The sequence below is a fragment of the Mesorhizobium sp. LSHC420B00 genome, assembly GCF_000503055.1.
Classification (GTDB): domain Bacteria; phylum Pseudomonadota; class Alphaproteobacteria; order Rhizobiales; family Rhizobiaceae; genus Mesorhizobium.
Genome location: NZ_AYVY01000032.1, coordinates 1 through 19,610, shown reverse-complemented (window position 1 = coordinate 19,610; position 19,610 = coordinate 1). Strand labels below are relative to the sequence as shown.

Sequence of the window (19,610 nt, the reverse complement as noted above, 5' to 3'; positions counted from 1 at the left end):
CCCTAGCCCGCAATTGGCTGTGGCGCTGCCGGACCTAGCTCGGCGATAAATTGGCTCGCATGAAGAAACGCGATGCCATACTGCGTCTGCGCTGGCACGATGCCAGCCCCAAGGGCGGATGCCACCGGCATCGTCTGTGAGTAGGTCAGAATCAGCGTGCCCGGCTTGCCAGCATATTGCGCTGCTTTTACCCGCGTGATGCCGACGTAAAACAGCCGCCGTTGCTCTTCCATTTCTAGGGCTTGCTGCGCAGCGGGGAGTGTGTTGTCGGGCTGCTTTGGGAGCAAGCCTTGAATGCAGCCCGCGATGATTGTGACAGGCGCGCTGAGCCCCTTGCTCTTGTGAAGGCTCATGATCCTCACGTCTTGGATTTCCGAAGGGATGTCGGGCTGGTTTATCGCTTCTTGAAGCCGCGACAGGAACTCGCCGTTGATATCCTCACCTTCAATGCCTTCCTCCATATCCATTTCGGCAAGAATGTCGAGCGACAGTTGCCGGATGTCGCGTGTTGTAAGCTGCCCATCCGGGAATAGCTCGTCGACGATAGACGCTAAGTCCGGACGCGCCTCCAACGCATTAAGCTCCGCTACGAGATCATTGAAGGCAACGACGATCCCGCCAGTATGAGGCAAAGAAAGGTTTCCGGCCGCGATTTGCTCTAGCGCCTGCCACGGCGTCAGGCCGGAAGCCTCGCAATGGTCGCGCACACGACGGTACCCTGCCGCGTGCCAATTATTGCCGTCAATGCCGACCAGCCATCGCAGGGCGACACGGTCGTCTCTGTCGATAAGGAGTTTCAGCTTCGCGAACGCGCGGCGGGCTTCCAATGAGTCAAGTTCCGCTTCCGCATAGTAGGACCGCACTGGAATCTGTCGGGCGACAAGCGCCTCATAGATCGGCGTTCCGATCACGCCACGCTGCGCAAGCACCAATATGTCGCCGGGTGGCGTGCCGTTCGCAACCATCGCTGCGATGATGTTCGCAACGCCGTTCACCTCATTTGCGAGCGACTGATATTGAATAATCCGGACATCGCCCGGCCCATTGGCGGGCACCGGGACCAGCGCGCGCGGGACTGGTCTGATTTGGTTGTGGCCAATTAGGCTATTGGCCATCTGAACGACGCGAGTCGGGCAGCGGCGACAATCATCTAGCCCAAGATCATTCGCGCCAGCATTTGCAACAAGCCATTCGCGAATTCCGTCCGGATGAGCGTGCTTGAAGCTGTAGATCGACTGGTCATCGTCACCGACAATGCAGACGTGTGCGTGATTGGAAAGAAGCTCGATGACCGATTGTTCCGCCCGGTTGAGGTCCTGATACTCGTCAACCAATATGTGCTGGAACTCGCCGCGTTCCTGCGCTGCCGGGTTGTTTCGGAGGTACTGGTATAGCTGAGGGATCACCTCGCCGATTAGCATAGCGCGATGAAAGCGGAGCCAATTTAGTAGGTCCTGTTGAAACGCCGCGTCTGCGGGATCGAGGACATATCCCGGCTGTTCATGTTGCAGTCGAGCCCAGGCCGCCTCATACGCTTGCTTGAACTTCTTTACCGTCTTCTTTCCTCCATGTGCGCCCATTAAGTCGCAAATGATCGGTTCCAGTTCAAAGTCGTTCAGCGGCCTTGGCACTCGGCCGGTTGCGCCAAGCACGTGATTTCGCGTCAGCATACGCATGGCGAGACTGTGGAGCGTAACACCCGCCAATCCGTCGCTACCTGCCACGTCCATGCTGACTAGCTCACGATGGAGGTCTTCTGCGGCGACACGAGTAAACGTGACCGGCAGGATCAACGCTGGCGCGATTCCTTGCTCTAGGAGCCGTGCCACCCGCCGTTTCATCGCGAACGATTTGCCCGTGCCGGGACCTGCCACGACACGCACCCGGAGATTCGTTGAGGACGCAATTTGGTAGGCAGGACTTCCTATTGCTAACCCATCAGACCAAGGCATTTTTCCCCCAAAGATTCCTGTGCCCATATTGGCTGCAATGGCTAGTCCGTCAAAGACTCGACGCCGTTTGCAGCATAAAACTGCGCGAGATACTTTTGGAACTCCTCGCCGCCCATTCCAAGCTTCTTACGGATTGCAGCCAATTCAGCGTAAAGATCGCGATCGATCGCTTCAAACATATCACCGTCATTGTGCAATTCCTCTGCCATCTTGTCGCGGCCGGCGCGATTGCTGAACTCGACTGCCCTTTCCCTAAAGTAGTGATGGCCCAGAAAATCCCTGCGCTTCTTAGCGTCCCTGAGCCTTTCTTTTAGGTCGTCACTAAGCTCGGGCAATGCCGAAACGCGCTTGATAAGATTGCCTAGCGTCTGCGCGTATTGGCTTTCCATAAAGCGATCGAATTCAGCTTCGTATTGTGTCCGATCAAAGGACTTTCCCCGATCAGCCAAGTATTGATCGCGGACGCGGCTCAGGAAATCGATCTGCATGAGCGCAATCGCTAGTCCCGCTTCCAGGACGCCCGCTTCGTAATATGCCCGACCGAAATAGGCGAAGACCTCCTTGACGTGCTCCCCTTCGTCATACGCCGTTTGCGTCCTATCCTTGTAATGTCGCAGCTAAACGGATGGCAGTTGTTCCACCATAGACGCCTGAAAGCCGCCAGTCAGCTTCCGGCCCCAAGGCTGCCAGTCAGCAGCGCGCATTTTGCAGCCAAGTGGAACTACTTGGCGCCGCAGAAATGCGGCTATGAAAATAGATGGAGCGGGAGTTCAATTTGAACGTATCCCGCTCTAGTCGGGGCGGCGATAGGCCTGCACTTCGCCCGGCTCGCTCAGGCTTTGCAGGGTGCCGGGTGCGGCGCCGCCGATCCAGCCCAGCACCGAGCGGGCGAGTTCGGCGCCGGCCAGCCGGAAGTTCTCGTTGACGACCAGCAATTCGCTGCGAAACAGGTGCAGAAGCTCCGACGATTGTTTGGACACTACATCGACATCGCGGCCAAGCTTGAGGCCGGCGTCTTCGATGCCGGCGACGATGGCGAGCGTCGCGGCGGCGGCGCTGCTGATGAAACCGTCTGGCCTGACGTCGCGGCGCATCAGCTGCGCCGTCCGCATTCTGATCTGCTCGATCGAATGATCGATCGAAACGGTGTTGAACGGGATCTCGCTGGCGCCAACCTCGCTCAGCGCATCGGCAAAGCCGGCCAGCGTGTGGCCGTGATAGGTCAGCTCGACCGGCGGCGCCAGCAGTGCCAGCCGGCGGCGGCCGAGACCGGCCAGATGGCGCACTGCCTCGGCCGCAAAAGCGTAATTGTCGAAATCATGGTAGGGATGGATCAGTCCCATATCGGTGCGGCCATGCGTGGCAAAGGGGATGCCGCGCTCCAGCATATAGCGGGCCCTCGGATCGTTCGGCTGCGTGCGCGAAATGATGACGCCGTCGGCTGAACCGGTTTCCACGAGGTAACGGATCGGGTCGAGCGGATCCTGCGAGCGTGAATAGGGCGTCACGATCAAGTGATAGGGCGTATCGGCAATGACTTCCGAAACGCCGTAGATGATGTCCGAGACAAAGCTCATGATCTCGTGCTCGGTGTTGAGCACCAGGCTGATGACATTGGTCTTGCCGGTGCGCAGGCGGACGCCGGCACGGTTGGGCCGATAGCCGATCTGCTTGGCGACAAGCTGGACGCGACGCCTGGTCTCGGCGCCGATCTCGGGCGCGTCCTTCAGCGCGCGCGATACGGTGGTGACGCCCAGCCCGGTCATGAAGGCGAGCGTCTTCAATGTCGGCCGGCCCTGGCCCGACGCCTCGTCGGCCTTCTCTTTTTGATGCCTGTTCATTCGTCCCGCCCCGTCAGGCGCATAGCAGTTGCCGGGCAGGCCGGCAATCGGCGGGCCGCGGGTACGCCGCGGCCCTTCACCGAATGAGACCGCTATATACTGAAACGTTACAGATTGTCACTGCCGTCGCCATATACTGGTGACATGCGCAAAACGCGCGGTACTCCGGTCGGCGCAAAAAAGAACGATTGAAACGGGCTTTTCCGGTTTTCTGGCGTCGCAGCATCAATTTTTTGCAGTGCAACCTCGCTTGTTGCGATGCGGTAGCTCGACGGGCCAGGCGATTTTATTCGCGCTTCGAAAAAATTTGATGCCGGATTTGCCTAAGGGGTTGCGCGTCCGAAGCAATTGCCGTATCCAAAATCTGTAACGTTTCAGATTCTGGGAGGAACGAAATGCGATACCAACTCATGACTGCTGCGCTGGCATTGACGACCGCGCTGCAATTCGCCGGCCCGGCGGCCGCGACGGATCTGGAAGTCACCCATTGGTGGACCTCCGGCGGCGAAGCGGCAGCGGTCGCCGAACTCGCCAAGGCTTTCGACGCAACCGGCAATCATTGGGTTGACGGCGCTATCGCCGGCTCCGGCGGCACGGCGCGGCCGATCATGATCAGCCGCATCACCGGCGGCGACCCGATGGGCGCGACCCAGTTCAATCACGGCCGGCAGGCGGAAGAATTGGTGCAGGCCGGATTGATGCGCGACCTCACCGATCTCGCCACCAAGGAAAAGTGGACGGAAATCGTGCAGCCGAAGAGCCTGCTCGACGGCTGTACCCTCGATGGCAAAATCTATTGCGTGCCGGTCAATATCCACTCCTGGCAGTGGCTGTGGCTGTCGAACGCCGCCTTCGAAAAAGCCGGCGTGCCGGTGCCGAAGAACTGGAATGAATATGTCGCTGCGGCGCCCGCGCTTGAAAAAGCAGGCATCCAGCCGCTCGCGGTCGGCGGCCAGCCCTGGCAGGCCTCCGGCGCTTTCGACGTGCTGCTCGCGGCGGTCGGCGGCACCGATGCCTTCCTCAAGGTCTATAAGGACAAGGACGCGGAATTCGCCGCCGGGCCCGAAGTCGCCAAGGTCTTCAAGGCCGCGGACGACGCCCGCAAGATGGCGAAGAACACCAATGTGCAGGACTGGAACCAGGCCACCAACCTGGTCATCACCGGCAAGGCCGGCGGCCAGATCATGGGTGACTGGGCGCAGGGCGAGTTCCAGGTTGCCGGCCAGACCGCCGGCAAGGACTATACTTGCCTTCCGGGCCTCGGCCTCAACGAGATGATCGCCACCGGCGGCGACGCTTTTTACTTCCCGCTGCTGAAGGATCCCGAAAAATCGAAGGCGCAGGAAGTGCTGGCCCACACGCTGCTTGATCCCAAGACGCAGGTCGCCTTCAATCTCAAGAAGGGTTCGCTGCCGGTGCGCGGCGACGTCGACCTCAAGGCGGCGAACGACTGCATGAAGAAGGGCCTCGAAATCCTCGCCAAGGGCAATGTCATGCCTTGGACGGACCAGTTGCTTTCGCAGGATACGCAGAAGCAAAAGGAGGATCTGTTCTCCGAGTTCTTCGCCAAGCAGGACATGACCGTGGAAGATGCGCAGAAGCGCTTCGCCGCCATCGTCGGTTCGGCCGATTGAGCGATCGATCAAGCGCCTCACTCCCGCCCCTGCGAGCGCAGGGTCGGGAGCTCGGGTCAAGACCTCTTGACCCTCCCGCCCTTACCCGATCCAGCGCGGCTGTGCAGATGAGCAAGAGCGAACGCCCCAGCCAACTCTTTCGCAACCTCAATGCGAAAATCGCCTCGATCCCAATGATCTTCACCGCGCTGGTGATCTTTGTTGGCGGCACCGTCTGGACGGTGTTCTATTCCTTCACCAATTCCAAGTTGCTGCCGCGGCTGCACTTCGTCGGTCTCGACCAGTATTACCGGCTGTGGGCGACGCCGCGCTGGCTGATCTCGATCGAGAACCTGCTGATCTACGGCGTGCTGTCGCTGGTGTTCTCGCTGGTAATCGGTTTCCTGCTTGCTGCCCTGCTCGACCAGAAGATCCGGTTCGAGGACACATTCCGGACCATTTTCCTCTATCCCTTCGCCCTGTCCTTCATCGTCACCGGTCTCGTCTGGCAATGGCTGCTCAACCCCGAGTTCGGTGTCCAGGCAGTGGTGCGCAGCCTCGGCTGGACGAGCTTCAGCTTCAATCCGCTCTATGATTCCAGCATCGTCATCTACGGCATATTGATCGCCGCTCTCTGGCAAGGCACCGGGCTGATAATGTGCCTGATGCTGGCCGGCCTGCGCGGCATCGACGAGGATATCTGGAAGGCCGCGCGGGTCGACGGGATACCGACCTGGAAGACCTATCTGTTCATCATCATACCGATGATGCGGCCGGTCTTCATCACCACGCTGGTCATCGTCGCCTCCAACATTGTTCGCGTCTACGACCTTGTCGTCGCCCAGACCAGCGGCGGGCCCGGTATCGCCTCCGAAGTCCCGGCCAAATATGTCTATGATTACATGTTCTTCGCCCAGAACCTCGGCCAAGGGTTCGCCGCTTCGACGATGATGCTGCTGTCGGTGATCATCGTCATCGTGCCGTGGGCCTATCTCGAGTTCGGAGGCAAGAAGCGTGTCTGACCATGTCGTCTCATTGCCTGCCATTGGCGGCGCCGGCGGGCTCGAAGCCTACGGGCCGAGCGGACCGAAGCCGCGCCACACGTTCTCGCGCCGCAACATCTTCCTCTACGGCACGCTGATCGTGGTGGCGCTCTACTATCTTTTGCCGCTCTACGTCATGGTGGTGACATCGCTTAAAGGCATGCCTGAGATACGCCTTGGCAACATCTTCTCGCCGCCGATGGAGATCACCTTCGAGCCCTGGGTCAAGGCCTGGTCGAGCGCCTGCACCGGGCTCAACTGCGACGGGCTGTCGCGTGGCTTCTGGAATTCGGTGCGCATCACCATCCCGTCGGTGATCCTGTCGATCGCGCTCGCCTCGGTGAACGGCTATGCGCTGGCCAACTGGCGCTTCAAAGGGGCCGACACTTTCTTCATCATCCTGATCGTCGGCGCCTTCATCCCGTATCAGGTGATGATCTATCCGATCGTCATTATCCTGCGCGAGGTCGGCCTCTACGGCAGCCTCAGCGGCCTGGTGATCGTCCATTCCATCTTCGGCATGCCGATCCTCACGCTTTTGTTCCGCAACTACTTTACCTCCATGCCGGAGGAGCTGTTCCGGGCAGCGCGTGTCGACGGCGCCGGCTTCTGGGGCATCTATTTCCGCATCATGCTGCCGATGTCGCTGCCGATCTTCGTCGTCGCCATCATCCTGCAGGTGACCGGCATCTGGAACGACTTCCTGTTCGGCGTCGTCTACACCCGCCCCGACACCTATCCGATGACGGTGCAGCTCAACAACATCGTCAACTCGGTGCAAGGCGTGAAGGAATACAACGTCAACATGGCAGCCACCATCCTGACCGGCCTGGTGCCGCTGATCGTCTATTTCCTGTCCGGAAAATTGTTTGTGCGCGGCATCGCCGCCGGCGCGGTGAAAGGATGATGGCGATGAACGCAAACGGCAGTGTTGAGGTAAACGGCAGCAGCGGGGCAAACGGCACCAGCGTCTCGATCCAGAACCTGTCGCTGAATTTCGGCGCGATATCGGTGCTGCAGACGCTCAACCTCGATGTCGCAGAAGGCGAGTTCATCGTGCTGCTCGGCCCGTCCGGCTGCGGCAAGTCGACCCTGCTCAACTGCATTGCCGGGCTGCTGGACGTTTCCGAAGGCCGCATCTTCATCAAGGGCAAGAACGTCACCTGGGAAGAGCCCAAGGATCGCGGCATCGGCATGGTGTTCCAGTCCTACGCGCTCTATCCGCAGATGACGGTGGAGAAGAACCTGTCGTTTGGGCTGCGCGTTGCCGGCCTCGCCAAGGACGAGATCGCCAAGCGCATCGCCCGGGCCGCCGAGATCCTGCAGATCGAGCCGCTTTTGCATCGCAAGCCGGCGGCTCTGTCCGGTGGCCAGCGCCAGCGCGTGGCGATCGGGCGCGCACTTGTGCGTGACGTCGATGTCTTTCTGTTCGACGAGCCGCTCTCCAACCTCGACGCCAAGCTGCGCGCGGAATTGCGCGTCGAGATAAAGCTGCTGCATCGCAAGCTCGAGAACACCATGATCTACGTCACCCACGACCAGATCGAGGCGATGACGCTGGCCGACCGCATCGCGGTGATGAAGGGCGGCGTCATCCAGCAGCTCGATGCACCGCAGACCATCTATAACCGGCCGGTCAACCGGTTTGTCGCCGGCTTCCTCGGCTCGCCGGCGATGAACTTCCTTGACGGCAGGCTGGAGCAGGCGGACGGCGACTGGCACTTCGTCGCCGAGGATGTACGGATTCCGCTTGCCACCTATGCTTTCGAGAAGGACCCGGTGCCGGGGCCGGCCGTGTTCGGCATTCGCCCCGAGCACGTCGCGTTCAACAGCGGCACGGGATGGCCATTCGCAGCCACGGCAAGTGTCGAGGTCGTCGAGCCCATGGGTTCCGACACGCTGGTCTGGCTGAAGCTCGGCGGCCAGAATTTCACGGTACGGGTGACAGCCGAGCGCACGCCAAACAACGCCGAGGCGGTCGGCATCGGTTTTGATCCGATGCGCGCCTCGCTGTTCGACGCCGCCACAGGTAACCGCCTCTAGAGCAGATCTAGCCACCCAAGACTCTTCCATTCCCCCCAAGACTCATCCCCCCAAGACTAACCATCCACAAGAAAACGGACAGAGACGATGAACTGGTCATTCCAACTTTACAGTGCCCGCAATTTCCAGCCCTGGGAGGGCGTGCTCAAGATGCTGGGCGAGCTTGGTTACAGCCAAGTCGAAGGGTTCGGTGGTGTCTATGACGATCCCAAGGCATTCCGTGCGGAACTCGACAAGAACGGGCTTGCCATGCCGACCGGGCATTTCTCGATCGACGCGCTCGAGAAGGATTTCGATGGCGTGCGCAGGACGGCCGACGCGCTCGGCATCACGCTGCTCATCTGCCCGTTCCTGAACGCCGAGTTCAGGCCGGCCGACACAGCCGGCTGGCGCGGCTTCGGCGAACGCCTGGCCAAGGTCGGCGAGACGGCCAGGAAAGCCGGCTATGGCTTTGCCTGGCACAACCATGATTTCGAGTTCAAGGCGCTTGCCGACGGCTCGGTGCCGCAGGACCATATTCTGTCCTCGGCGCCTGACATCGGCTGGGAGATGGACGTCGCCTGGGTGGTGCGCGGCGGCGTCGATCCGCTGCCCTGGATCGAGAAGCACGGCAAGCGCATCGTCGCCGTCCACGTCAAGGACATGGCCAAGGCGGGCGAGGGACTCGACGAGGACGGCTGGTCGGATGTCGGCCACGGCACCATCGACTGGCCCGGCCTGATCAAGGCGCTGCGCGCCAAAAGCGCCGCAAAATACTACGTCATGGAACAGGACAATCCCAACGATATCGCGCGCTTCGCCCGCCGCTCGATCGCAGCCGCCAAGACCTATTAGGAGCACACCAGCATGGCAACAAAACTTGGCATCGGCGTCATCGGCTGCGGCAACATCTCGAAGGCGTATTTCTCGCTGGCGCCGCTGTTCCGTGGCATCGAGATGCGCGCCTGCGCCGACATCAACATGGAAGCGGCGAAAGCGCGGGCAAAAGAGTTCAAGCTGCGCGCCGAGACCGTCGAGGGGCTACTCAAGGCCGACGATATCGACATCATCGTCAACCTGACCATTCCGGCGGTGCATTACGAGGTGTCGAAGCAGATTCTCGACGCCGGCAAGCATGTTTATTCGGAGAAGCCCTTCGTGCTCTCGGTCAAGGAAGGGCTCGACCTGAAGAAACGGGCCGAAAGCAAGGGGCTGCGCATCGGTTCGGCGCCCGACACCTTCCTCGGCGGCGCGCACCAGCTTGTCCGCGACCTGATCGACACCGGCAGGCTCGGCAGGATCACCAGCGGCACCTGTCATGTGATGAGCCATGGGATGGAACATTGGCACCCCAATCCGGACTTCTTCTTCCAGCCGGGCGCCGGGCCGGTGCTCGATATCGGACCGTATTACATCACCAACCTGATCCAGCTGATCGGGCCGGTGAAGCAGGTCGCGGCTTTTGCTTCGATCCCGATGACGGAACGCATCATCAGCTCGAAGCCGCGCGCCGGCGAAAAGATCCCGGTCTCCACGCCGACGACGATCCATGGCGTGCTGGAATTCGAGAACGGCGCCGTGGTGACGCTCAACACCAGCTGGGATGTCTGGAGCCATGGCCACGCGCCGATGGAGCTCTATGGCGAGGTAGGCACGGTGTTCGTGCCGGATCCGAATTTCTTCGGCGGCGAGGTGCGCTACACCGAGGCCGCCAAGCCGGTGAAGAAGCTGCCGAAATGGCGGCATCCGTTCGGCGTGCCCAACGAGATGCATTCGCATGGCATGATGGCCAACTACCGCACCGCCGGCCTTGCCGACATGGCGATCGCGATTACCGAAGGCCGGCCGCACCGCTGCTCGATGGAACTGGCGCTGCATGCCGTCGATGTCATGACCGGCCTGTTGCGTTCTGGCGAGACCGGAAAGTTCGTCGCCATGCAGACCAGCTGCGAGCGGCCCGCGGCACTCGGCGTCAAGGCAGCGAAGGAGCTGCTGGCGAAGAAGAAAACGAAGTAGGCGGCGCACCTCCCAAGCACCGTAAAAGCCTCTCCCCGTTTGCGCGGGGAGAGGCTAAAGGTGCGGAAGGCTCGGCTGCCGTGCGTCGCGGCGACAGCCGTCGGGCTCGTTTCGATATGAGGATTTCCCATGCCCTATGTTCCCGCCGAGAACCGCTACGAAAAGATGGTCTACAATCGCTGCGGGCGGTCCGGCCTGAAGCTGCCGGCGATCTCGCTCGGGCTGTGGCACAATTTCGGCGATGACACGCCGCATAGAACCAAGCAGGCAATCACGCGCAAGGCCTTCGATCTCGGCATCACGCATTTCGATCTCGCCAACAATTACGGCCCGCCGCCCGGCTCGGCGGAGCGGGCCTTTGGCGAGATCCTGCGGACGGACTTTGCCGGTTATCGCGACGAGCTGATCATCTCGACCAAGGCCGGCTACGAAATGTGGGCAGGACCTTACGGCGAATGGGGCGGCCGCAAATATGTGCTGGCCAGCCTCGACCAGAGCCTGAAGCGGATGGGGCTCGATTATGTCGACATCTTCTATTCCCATCGCTTCGACCCCGACACCCCTCTGGAAGAGACGATGGGCGCGCTCGATCACGCGGTGCGCTCGGGCAAGGCGCTCTATGCCGGCATTTCCTCCTATAATTCACAGCGCACCCGCGAAGCCGCCGACATTTTGAAGCAGCTCGGCACGCCTTGCGTGATCCATCAGCCGAGCTATTCGATGCTCAACCGCTGGGTCGAGGATGATGGCCTGCTCGATACGCTCGAGGGGCTTGGCGTCGGTTCCATCGTGTTCTCGCCGCTGGCGCAAGGCATGCTGACCGACAAATATCTCGGCGGCATCCCCGATGGCAGCCGCGCCAGCCAGGGCAAGTCGCTGCGCCCGGCATTCATCAACGACAAATCGATCGGCAATATCGAGGCGCTGAACGTCATCGCCCGTCGCCGCGGCCAGACGCTGGCGCAGATGGCGCTGGCCTGGGTGTTGCGCCGGGGCAGGGTGACGTCGGCGCTGATCGGCGCCAGCCGGCCGGAACAGGTCGTGGATTGCGTCGGCGCGCTCGAGACGCTCGACTTCAGCGATGCCGAGCTCGCCGAGATCGACACCTTTGCCCGCGAGTCGGACATCAATCTCTGGGCGACGTCGGCCGAGCGCAAGGGGCCGCCAAGGAAGTAGGCGAAGACGGTCCGCGGTCCGTTTTCATCGAAAGACGCGGCAGCGCAAACTGATAGCTGTCTTCGACACGGTGGCCAGCGGCTAACTTTCGGCTGCCTTGAGGTTCCGCGCGGCTTCTTCGAGTGCGGCTCTGTCGTTGCCGAGCCTGTCGATCAGCTCTTGCGCCTGATCACCGGTTATCCCGGTGCGCATCGCCAGTGCCTCGACCGTCAGAACGTCGGAACTGGCGATCACTCCAGCCGGACCGCGATCCGCGTCGTCGAGGTCAAGCTCTCGCTTCGCCTGCTGCCAATGACGCTCATGTTCGCCGTGCGGGCGGCCTTCGCGCACCCAGATTTCATAGGCTCGCTGCCGAATTTTTTCATGTCGATCGTCATCCATGGCGGTTCCTCCCTTGTGGCGTTTTCACCAACGCGGGGAGCGCTGGAACGATCCGATGTTGATGCCGAATTCGCACACATGCCGAACAAATCCCGGGTTCTCACCGAACAAACACCGGACAGAATCGTTTTGCCGAGGAACCTGCACAGTGGGCCGACCGTTGAGCCGAGCCTTCCGCAAAGGAGATTACCATGGCCGACGACCCGAACGAATCCGCAGCACCCAAGATGACTCAACGTGAAGCTCAGGAAGCCCTGGAGAAGCAGGTCGCGCAGCTGAGGCGTGAGATCAGCAAGATCAATCGGACCTTGGCCGAACGCGCGGAAGAGGCGATCGAAGAGGCCGGCGACTGGTATGACAGCGCTGCTGACCGCGCGTCCCGGACGGCGCAAGCCCTGCGCAACAGGGCGCAGACGGTTTCCGGGGTCGTCCAGGAGAATCCCGGCACAGTATCGTCCGCATTCATACTCGGAGCGGCCGTAGGGGCGCTACTGGGCCTCGCCTTGGCCGCCACAGACCAGCGCCGCGATCGCTGGTTCTAGTTCCGACCAAAAGTTTCCGGGCAGAAGCGGCGGGATTGCTCGCGCCGTTCGTTCGTTCAGCGGGTGACGCCGGTCAGGGGGTCGCCGGCTTCTGCGCCGTGCCGAGGGCTTTGGGTGCTGCGGGCACGGGCGCTGCCCTTTTCATCTTCTCCTCGATCCAGCCGGTGTAATTGGCCAGCCGCGTGTAGATGCCGTAGGCGTTCTTGTGGCCGCAGGCGGTGCCGCCGTCGGCCGGACCTTCGCCCCAGCTGACGACGCCGACCTGCACCGGACCATCGGCGCCGGTCATGAACAGCGGTCCGCCGCTGTCGCCATTGCAGGCGTCGCGCTCGCCGCTGGCCGTTCCGGCGCAGATCATGTTGCCGGTCAGCGGATCCGCCATGTCGGCAGCAATCGCGTTGGCGGCCGCCTCGATGCCCCTTTCCGAATAACGCATGCGGCGGGCGAGCTCGCCGAGCGCTGCTTTCAAATCATGCGCATAAATCGCCTTGATGCCGCTGTTGCAGGTTGCGTTCGGCTGGAGGTCCAGGTCGGCGACCATCAGCGCGGTGGGAAATGTTCCGTCCTGCATCTTGCCCCAGCCGGTGACTGTCGTCTTGCCGGCGTCGGGGGTCGGCTCACTGGCAATTTTGATGGTCGGGGCATCGGCCGGCTCGGCCAGCCGGATCAGGCCGAGATCGTTGTCCAGCGTCTGCTCGCTGTAGCCCTCGTTGACGATGATCTCCACCGCCTTGTAGCGCTTGCCCTCGCTGAGATCGGTGGCGCCGGTGAGCACGGTGACCACATCAGGCGAAATCGGCTCGCCGTCGTCATTGAGGCAGTGCGCCGCGGTCAGCACCCATTGCGGCGCGATCAGGCTGCCGCCGCAGAACTGCGCATTCGCCTGCGAGGCCGGGCTTTTGTCCAGCTTGCCCGTGGTCAGCAATGCCACCTGGAACGGGTAGGCGCCCGTCTCGGCCTGCTTGCCGCCGTAGACGCGATCGGCGCCGTCGGGGTTCTCCGCCCTGGCCTTTGCCCTGGCCTCGGCCACGCGTTTCATCGGCGAGATCGCCGCCTCCGGCCGGGCGGCCGCGTCCGTGGCATGAACGGAATCAACGACCGGCAAGGCCGCCGCGATGCCGAGCAGCGCGGCGGCGGCAATCGGTCTGAACCTATGGATGATCTTCACCTCGAACCCCCTGAGACAATATTCCGACAGGTCAGCCACGGACGCATGATCCACTGAAATGGAACCGGCCGGTGAGATCATGCTCCAAGGCGGAGCGCGATCCGTCACAAAACCGAGCACCACTTTTGCTAATCGTGCTGTCGAACCAAGCCCGCCCAAATCCTATAGCCCCCCACGGGCTATGTGAAAGCAATTTGTCATTGCCAATGTTGGATTAATTTAGGCAGTATACCGTTGCGGGCATTTTTGGCGGGGACCTAAACTGGCTGCACTGAATAATGGCCCGGTAAAGGCGCCGGCAACCAATTTCATTTTTCGTCACCACCACGATCTCGACAATATTTCTCTATCTTGATCCAGTCCTTGCTGACTTTTGGGAGAGTCTCACCATGACAAAACTGACACATAGCATTATTGCGTCCGCGTTGCTTTCCACCGCAATGTGGGCGGTTCCTGCCTTGGCTGCCGATCCAGGCTCCGCCAATGCTGGCAACGGCGAAAGCATGCGGGACGTGACATCGGGCGATTACAAGCCCGGCCGGGCGAAACCGATCGCCCCGCCGAAACTGACCGACGACGAGGCCAACCGCGCCGCGCCGCTCGCCGACGAAGCAACGGCAGTCAAATCTTATGGCATCGTCGGCCGCTCCGCCGATGGCAAGGACATCAAGATCGACCCGAACGAGACGCTGAAGGACCTTGTCATCAAGGAAATGAACGCGCCCGCCGACGGGCAGAAGTCCGATAATTCCGGACTAAGCGGAGGCGAAGAGGCCGGCCGCCAGGTGTTCGGGACGGACGACCGCGAGCAGATCAAGAATACCAAAACCTACCCGTTCACCGCGATCGGCTATCTCGAAGGCAAATCGAAGAGCGGCAGCTATGGCAGCTGCTCGGCGACACTGATCGGCCCGCGCACGGTGCTCACCGCGGCGCACTGCCTCTACAGCCACGAGGACAAGGCCTGGCTCGACGATATCCTGTTCGTGCCGGCTCTCAATGGCAAGACCGCCGACGACGCTCCGTTCGGCGCCTTCACCTATGAAAGCGCCTATATCGTCCAGGGCTTCATCGACAATTACCAAGGCTTTTACGGCTCTGTCGTGCCGTGGGATCTCGGCATCGTCACTCTCAAGCAGGATGTCGGCACCAATCTCGGCTGGCTGGGCTATGCCAACTATGTGGATCTCGGCGATTTCACCGCCAACATCATTGGCTATCCCGGCGACAAGCCGATGGGCACGATGTGGAAGGCGACCTGCGAAGTGCACGCCGAAAACATCGCCACCGAGTATTTCCAGTACGACTGCGACACGTATCCAGGTTCGAGCGGCAGCTCGGTCTATGCCTATGACAATGGCTCCAAGCAGCGCGTCATCACCGGCGTGAACGTGGCCGAGAGCCCGGATGCCAATACCGCCGTGCGCCTGAACGCCATCAACGTCCAGTGGATCAACAGCCTGTACAAATAGGCCTGCAGAGTGCGCGCCGCGATCATCGGGGCGGGTTATCTATTTTAGCGGCATTTCTGCGACGCCAAATGTGATCACACTTGGCTGCAAAATGCTCCAATCAAAACCGGCGGCGGAGCATTTCCGTCGCCGGCTTTCGCATTTTCGGGGATTATCTGGATTGGGCCGGGGGTGGCGCCTGGCGGACATAGTTCTCGATTGGCAGGGCGAAGGTCGGCGAACCGGCCTTGCGCTCCTTGTCGATATAGCCGGCAAAATAGCTCCAGAACGAGGCGGCATAGTCGCGGAAATAGGAGTCGGCGACCTGACGCGAGCAAAGCCTGCCTTCGACGCAGAAGGAAAGACGGTTGAGGAAATAGACGATGCGGTCGAAATTGTCGCTGAACTCGGCAAGCGGCATGTCGCCGCCGGTTGCGCTCATCGCCTCGATGCCGATGCGTTGCCGATAGACCTGTTCCTCGGTCGGCGTGGGATTGGCGCTGAGCAGATTGCCGTATTTGGCATTGAGCGTCGCCAGGCGTTGCTTGAGGGCCCGTTGCGCCTGCTGGTAATCCTTGCTTTCCCAGAGCTCCACCAGCGACATCGTCTGTTCGACACGCTTCTGCTCCTGGTTTGCCAGGAACTGGTAGACCGAAAAGATCAAGGTGAAGATGATCGCCAGCCGTACCAGCAATCCGGACCAGGCATAGACAAGCATGCGCCAGTCGCCATCGGTGAACGGGTTCGCCTCCTTCTTGACCTCGTGATTGCTCACCCAAGGCAGGCCTTCGACGGTTTCCGGCAGTGACGCCGGCTTCTTTTGCGGTACCGGCGCCGCCCCTGCCTGCTGCGTTGCGTCGCTCCCTGCTTTCGTCATCCGCAGCTGTCCAGTTCGATGATAGCTGACGGATCGAGCACGATGCCCGGCGTCTCCAGCTTCTTCTTCAGGCAATCCAGCTGCGCCCGCGAAACGATGAACTGCACGTCAGGCTCCACCTGCGGCTTGCCCGGCGACGGCAACGGCTCGACCACGCCGCGTGAGGTGCAGCTGCTGAGATCGACGGCGACGGCGGTGTTGCCGGTTTTGGCGATCTGGTCGTACTGATCGAGAAAGCAACTCGCCAGTTCGGAGTTGATGACGACCTCCTTGGCGCAAAGGCCGCAGATCTCGTCCGCCGAGGCATTGGCGGCCAGCAACAGCCCGGCGACAAGGCCGGCGGTTGTTGCGCGCCACGAAAATACCATCCTGTTCACGAACGCCCTCATCCGTTCCGTTCGGCCGCCGACAGCGGCGGTCGAAGAATGTTCATTATCAGCCGATCAGGCAAGAGGCCTGGCCGGGCGCTTGATCCCGCCTCAGGCGCGCGGCACCGTCTCCATCGGGAAGATCATCACGGCGCCCTTCGATGCCTTGTCGTCGGTGAGCCGCATGGCCGACCGCGTCGCCGGCGCCATGCCGATATCGGCCAGCATATCGGAGAAACTTGGCTGTCCCAGTCCGCGCGTTACCGAGACAACCCCCGCTTGCGCCAGGAAGCTCAGGTCCTGCTTCTCGCTCTGCGGCGGCGCCTCGGTCAAGACGGCGATCATCTGCTCCATGCCGAAGCTGGTGTCGGTGAATTTGAACAGGCCTTCCTCGAGCACGGCGCCCTCGGTCAGGCGCTCGGCAAGAAAATGCTGGATGGAATAGTCGGAGCCGACATAGAGCACGTTGATGTCAACCAGGTTGGTCGAGCCGTTCCTGACCAGCACATGCACCTGATCGTCGGGCGAAACACGCGGCACCGTCGACGGCTCGATAGGCTGCAGCGCGTCACTGTCCAGACGCTTGATCCGGAACTCGACGTCGACCTCTTCCGGCCGATAATCCGAAGCGGCGGCCAGCCTCGACAGGCCGATGGCGCGGAAGATTTTCGTCAGGTTCCTGGCCGCGGCGTCGATCAGCTTTTCGCGGCCGTCCGGATGAATGACGATCAGCGGCGGCTTGCTGCCATCCTTGAGCGTCATGTCGCCCGAAGCTGGCAGGAACCACAGCGCCGGCGCGTCGGTGGCGTCTTCTGCGGCGCCGGCAATGGCATTCTCGCGCAGCACGGCGAGACGCAGATCTGCGCTCTTGCCCGGCTCGACCAGCGCGATGTGGAACCCTGAGTTCTCCCTGGCCGCCAGATCGTCGAGAACCGAGTTCGCCAGCGCAGCCTCTTTCTCGAGGCCTTTGGCCGCTGCCGGCCGCGCGACCACGAGCTTGTAGTCGACGGCGAGCTCGGCGAGCCGGGCATAGGCATTGGCGGGGATGTCAGCCAGCTTGAGCGCCGGCTTGCCGCCGAACTCGACCGGCTGGACCCGGCTCTCCAGGTTCTTTGCCGATCGCACCTGGAGATAACCAAGCGCCTCGGACAGCGGCGACAGCGCCGACGGCAAGATTGCCAGCTTGCTGCCGGGGGTGAGGCGATGCAGCAGTCCGGCGCCGATCGTGGCTTTGTCGTCCTTGACGACGATCGGCCATTGCATGACCGCATCGGTCTTGTCGGTGCCGAAGACGCGTGCGTCGAGTTCTCCCTCGAACAGCGGCGTTGGCCGGGTGCGGCCGTCCGCCGAATATTGCTGCAGCACGGCCTGGCCGAGCTGGCGGTAGGTGATGTTGGGGTTCTCGGCCAGTTTCGACAGGATGGTGAAGGTGAACAGCCCGAAACGCGGCGCATCGGCCGTGCCCCTGGGCAGCGGCATCTCAGGCGTCGTCTCCACCGTCTGCGCCGCGTAGAAGGCGACCAATCTACCCTTGGTGGTCGGCTCGGCGCCGGTCGGCGCCAGCTTGAAGGCCGGCTTGCGCTGCCCGTCCTCGTCAAAGCCGCGCGGCGCGGCCGACGCAATCCCGTCATAGGCTTTCACCGCAGCCGCCCTGGCAGCATCGTCGCCGCCGACCAGATCGGCGAACTCGACCTTGCGTTCCAGCTCGTCGTCGACCTCGGCGGCGCGCGTCGCCGTGCCGGAATGGCAGCAGTCGAACACGGCCCAGATAAAGGCGCCCTTGTCGCGAATGGCGTCGAGCGCGGTGCCGATCTCGTTGTCGACCAGCGCATTGGGCACGCCCTGTTCGCGGTTGACCCATTTGTCGATGTCGGACGGCAAGAAAATTTCGTCGAGGCCGTCGGTCTCGTCGCCCTTGGTCGCCGCGGGCTGTTGCGCGCCGTGACCGGACAAATGCAGATAGACGAAATCATCACGCTGGACCTTGGCGGCAAGGTCGGCGAGTGCTGCCTTGATCGCCGCATGTGTCGGCGGTCCGTCGGCGCCTTCGACATCCTTGGCGAGCAGCGTAACGTTTTCGGCCAGGAATTTTACCGGCGCGGGCGTGTTCCCCAGGAGGTAATCGCGCACCAGGCCGGCATCGTTTTTCGGTCCGATCAGCCAGTTTTTCTTCGGCAGGTTCGGGTAATCGGTGCAGGCAACAAGCAGCGCATGGTAGGTGCGCGCCGCTGCGAATGCCCGAAACGGCACCAGGCCGGCAGCGGCCAGCGCAGACGTGCCGGCAAGCAGCGTCCGCCGCGTCACTTTGATCATGGTTGCTTCCCCAAGCCCGATCGAATTTCCAAGCACGGCCAGCCTGGCTGACGATTTTGTCAGTATTTTGAATATGGCGCCGCCGGCCAGCCGACCACCGGCTGCGAATAGAAACAGTAGCAAAAATAGCAGTTCGTCGCTATCTCAGTGCAAGAGGTCGGATTGCATGCGAACTGGCAGTGATCGGCACGGAGCGGCTTGGAACGGGATCATGGCGGCAAGGGATGTACTGACGAAGAACCAGCTTTGCGTTCTCGAGAAACTCGAGGCCGCCAGCGGGCCGCTCAGCGCCTATACGTTGCTCGACCAATTGCGCGAGCGCGGTTTTCGTGCACCGCTGCAGGTCTATCGGGCGCTCGACACGCTGGTGAAGTCCGGCTTCGTGCACAGGCTCGAAAGCCTCAATTCCTTCGTCGCCTGTGCCGAGCCGCACGACCACAGCCATTCGATGACGGCATTTGCCATCTGCGACAGCTGCGGCCAGGTGACCGAGTTCTCCGACCACGATGTCGGCCACCGGCTCGACGAATGGGTGCGCTCGACCGGCTTCGCCGCCAAGAAGGCGGTGATCGAGTTTCGTGGGACTTGTGCGAAGTGTTTGGCCGAAGCGGCTTGAGGGCTTACTAAGCCGCGAGATGCTGGCGGGACAGCGCCCCCCTCTGTCCTGCCGGACATCTCCCCCGCAAGGGGGGAGATTGGCAGCTTCAATTTCACCGCCCATTTTTGCAACGCCGACGGTTGGCGAAAGCCGGGGCGACATCCGATCTCCCCCTTGCGGGCAGGGGAATCGCATATGGCGATTTTGGGGTTGAGTTTAGGCTGAGAAAGGATTCTTTGGAGAGGCAGT

Annotated in this window: 18 protein-coding genes; 10 read left to right on the top strand and 8 right to left on the bottom strand. The window is 61.7% G+C overall.

Annotated elements, in window-relative coordinates; all coding sequences use genetic code 11:
- Positions 1 to 2 precede the first annotated feature (2 nt).
- From X760_RS68120 to X760_RS68110, 3 genes are all read right to left on the bottom strand, one after another.
- Positions 3 to 1,952, bottom strand: coding sequence for an ATP-dependent helicase (locus tag X760_RS68120; protein WP_280940432.1), 1,950 nt, complete (start codon positions 1,950 to 1,952; stop codon positions 3 to 5).
- A 41-nt stretch (positions 1,953 to 1,993) separates the two neighbouring features.
- A complete protein-coding gene (locus tag X760_RS68115) occupies positions 1,994 to 2,440 on the bottom strand; it encodes a hypothetical protein (protein ID WP_023721953.1) in 447 nt (148 codons plus the stop codon).
- Positions 2,441 to 2,743: 303 nt separating this feature from the next.
- Positions 2,744 to 3,793, bottom strand: coding sequence for a LacI family transcriptional regulator (locus X760_RS68110; RefSeq protein ID WP_023721952.1), 1,050 nt, complete (start codon positions 3,791 to 3,793; stop codon positions 2,744 to 2,746).
- A gap of 395 nt (positions 3,794 to 4,188) precedes the next feature.
- Between X760_RS68110 and X760_RS68105 the strand changes: the two genes are divergently transcribed.
- From X760_RS68105 to mgrA, 7 genes are all read left to right on the top strand, one after another.
- Complete coding sequence (locus X760_RS68105; protein WP_031194918.1) at positions 4,189 to 5,427, top strand: ABC transporter substrate-binding protein; 1,239 nt, start codon at positions 4,189 to 4,191, stop codon at positions 5,425 to 5,427.
- Positions 5,428 to 5,534: 107 nt separating this feature from the next.
- Positions 5,535 to 6,428 (top strand): sugar ABC transporter permease, encoded by an 894-nt coding sequence (locus X760_RS68100; protein WP_023721950.1) that lies wholly within the window; start codon positions 5,535 to 5,537, stop codon positions 6,426 to 6,428.
- Positions 6,421 to 7,356, top strand: coding sequence for a carbohydrate ABC transporter permease (locus tag X760_RS68095; protein WP_031194916.1), 936 nt, complete (start codon positions 6,421 to 6,423; stop codon positions 7,354 to 7,356). Before X760_RS68100 ends, X760_RS68095 begins: the two co-directional genes overlap by 8 nt.
- Before the next feature lie 5 nt (positions 7,357 to 7,361).
- Complete coding sequence (gene ugpC, locus X760_RS68090) at positions 7,362 to 8,492, top strand: sn-glycerol-3-phosphate ABC transporter ATP-binding protein UgpC (RefSeq protein WP_051409752.1); 1,131 nt, start codon at positions 7,362 to 7,364, stop codon at positions 8,490 to 8,492.
- A gap of 87 nt (positions 8,493 to 8,579) precedes the next feature.
- On the top strand, positions 8,580 to 9,326 hold the full coding sequence (locus tag X760_RS68085; protein ID WP_023721947.1) for a sugar phosphate isomerase/epimerase: 747 nt from the start codon (positions 8,580 to 8,582) through the stop codon (positions 9,324 to 9,326).
- Between the two features lie 12 nt (positions 9,327 to 9,338).
- Entirely contained in the window at positions 9,339 to 10,487 is a 1,149-nt protein-coding gene (locus tag X760_RS68080; RefSeq protein WP_023721946.1) for a Gfo/Idh/MocA family oxidoreductase, read from the top strand.
- A 129-nt stretch (positions 10,488 to 10,616) separates the two neighbouring features.
- A complete protein-coding gene (gene mgrA / locus X760_RS68075) occupies positions 10,617 to 11,663 on the top strand; it encodes an L-glyceraldehyde 3-phosphate reductase (RefSeq protein ID WP_023721945.1) in 1,047 nt (348 codons plus the stop codon).
- A gap of 81 nt (positions 11,664 to 11,744) precedes the next feature.
- On the opposite strand, the gene X760_RS68070 is transcribed toward mgrA, so the two are convergent.
- Complete coding sequence (locus tag X760_RS68070) at positions 11,745 to 12,044, bottom strand: DUF2934 domain-containing protein (RefSeq protein WP_023721944.1); 300 nt, start codon at positions 12,042 to 12,044, stop codon at positions 11,745 to 11,747.
- A 191-nt stretch (positions 12,045 to 12,235) separates the two neighbouring features.
- Between X760_RS68070 and X760_RS68065 the strand changes: the two genes are divergently transcribed.
- On the top strand, positions 12,236 to 12,586 hold the full coding sequence (locus tag X760_RS68065) for a hypothetical protein (protein WP_023721943.1): 351 nt from the start codon (positions 12,236 to 12,238) through the stop codon (positions 12,584 to 12,586).
- 73 nt (positions 12,587 to 12,659) lie between these two features.
- On the opposite strand, the gene X760_RS68060 is transcribed toward X760_RS68065, so the two are convergent.
- Positions 12,660 to 13,793 carry a trypsin-like serine protease gene (locus X760_RS68060; RefSeq protein ID WP_245278721.1) on the bottom strand — a complete coding sequence of 378 codons (1,134 nt, stop codon included), beginning with the start codon at positions 13,791 to 13,793 and terminating at the stop codon, positions 12,660 to 12,662.
- Between the two features lie 350 nt (positions 13,794 to 14,143).
- Between X760_RS68060 and X760_RS68055 the strand changes: the two genes are divergently transcribed.
- A complete protein-coding gene (locus tag X760_RS68055) occupies positions 14,144 to 15,226 on the top strand; it encodes a serine protease (RefSeq protein ID WP_031194911.1) in 1,083 nt (360 codons plus the stop codon).
- A 151-nt stretch (positions 15,227 to 15,377) separates the two neighbouring features.
- Here the strand turns inward: X760_RS68055 and X760_RS68050 are convergent, their stop codons facing one another.
- From X760_RS68050 to X760_RS68040, 3 genes are all read right to left on the bottom strand, one after another.
- The gene (locus tag X760_RS68050) at positions 15,378 to 16,082 is read right to left on the bottom strand and encodes a hypothetical protein (protein ID WP_023721940.1); all 705 of its coding nucleotides are present in this window, start codon (positions 16,080 to 16,082) and stop codon (positions 15,378 to 15,380) included.
- Complete coding sequence (locus X760_RS68045; protein WP_245278722.1) at positions 16,079 to 16,450, bottom strand: hypothetical protein; 372 nt, start codon at positions 16,448 to 16,450, stop codon at positions 16,079 to 16,081. Before X760_RS68045 ends, X760_RS68050 begins: the two co-directional genes overlap by 4 nt.
- Before the next feature lie 111 nt (positions 16,451 to 16,561).
- Positions 16,562 to 18,763 (bottom strand): caspase family protein, encoded by a 2,202-nt coding sequence (locus tag X760_RS68040; protein ID WP_031194909.1) that lies wholly within the window; start codon positions 18,761 to 18,763, stop codon positions 16,562 to 16,564.
- Between the two features lie 211 nt (positions 18,764 to 18,974).
- On the opposite strand from X760_RS68040, the gene X760_RS68035 reads away from it, so the two are divergent.
- The gene (locus X760_RS68035) at positions 18,975 to 19,379 is read left to right on the top strand and encodes a Fur family transcriptional regulator (RefSeq protein WP_023721937.1); all 405 of its coding nucleotides are present in this window, start codon (positions 18,975 to 18,977) and stop codon (positions 19,377 to 19,379) included.
- The last annotated feature ends 231 nt before the right edge of the window (positions 19,380 to 19,610 follow it).

Bases quoted from the DNA above. Each gene is read 5' to 3' on its own strand.
- X760_RS68070 (WP_023721944.1), bottom strand. From the start codon at position 12,044: ATGGATGACGATCGACATGAAAAAATTCGGCAGCGAGCCTATGAAATC.
- X760_RS68115 (WP_023721953.1), bottom strand. From the start codon at position 2,440: ATGCAGATCGATTTCCTGAGCCGCGTCCGCGATCAATACTTGGCTGAT.
- X760_RS68040 (WP_031194909.1), bottom strand. From the start codon at position 18,763: ATGATCAAAGTGACGCGGCGGACGCTGCTTGCCGGCACGTCTGCGCTG.
- X760_RS68035 (WP_023721937.1), top strand. From the start codon at position 18,975: ATGGCGGCAAGGGATGTACTGACGAAGAACCAGCTTTGCGTTCTCGAG.
- X760_RS68105 (WP_031194918.1), top strand. From the start codon at position 4,189: ATGCGATACCAACTCATGACTGCTGCGCTGGCATTGACGACCGCGCTG.
- X760_RS68100 (WP_023721950.1), top strand. From the start codon at position 5,535: ATGAGCAAGAGCGAACGCCCCAGCCAACTCTTTCGCAACCTCAATGCG.
- ugpC (WP_051409752.1), top strand. From the start codon at position 7,362: ATGAACGCAAACGGCAGTGTTGAGGTAAACGGCAGCAGCGGGGCAAAC.
- X760_RS68110 (WP_023721952.1), bottom strand. From the start codon at position 3,793: ATGAACAGGCATCAAAAAGAGAAGGCCGACGAGGCGTCGGGCCAGGGC.
- X760_RS68120 (WP_280940432.1), bottom strand. From the start codon at position 1,952: ATGCCTTGGTCTGATGGGTTAGCAATAGGAAGTCCTGCCTACCAAATT.
- X760_RS68050 (WP_023721940.1), bottom strand. From the start codon at position 16,082: ATGACGAAAGCAGGGAGCGACGCAACGCAGCAGGCAGGGGCGGCGCCG.
- X760_RS68085 (WP_023721947.1), top strand. From the start codon at position 8,580: ATGAACTGGTCATTCCAACTTTACAGTGCCCGCAATTTCCAGCCCTGG.
- X760_RS68080 (WP_023721946.1), top strand. From the start codon at position 9,339: ATGGCAACAAAACTTGGCATCGGCGTCATCGGCTGCGGCAACATCTCG.
- X760_RS68055 (WP_031194911.1), top strand. From the start codon at position 14,144: ATGACAAAACTGACACATAGCATTATTGCGTCCGCGTTGCTTTCCACC.
- X760_RS68045 (WP_245278722.1), bottom strand. From the start codon at position 16,450: ATGGTATTTTCGTGGCGCGCAACAACCGCCGGCCTTGTCGCCGGGCTG.
- X760_RS68065 (WP_023721943.1), top strand. From the start codon at position 12,236: ATGGCCGACGACCCGAACGAATCCGCAGCACCCAAGATGACTCAACGT.
- mgrA (WP_023721945.1), top strand. From the start codon at position 10,617: ATGCCCTATGTTCCCGCCGAGAACCGCTACGAAAAGATGGTCTACAAT.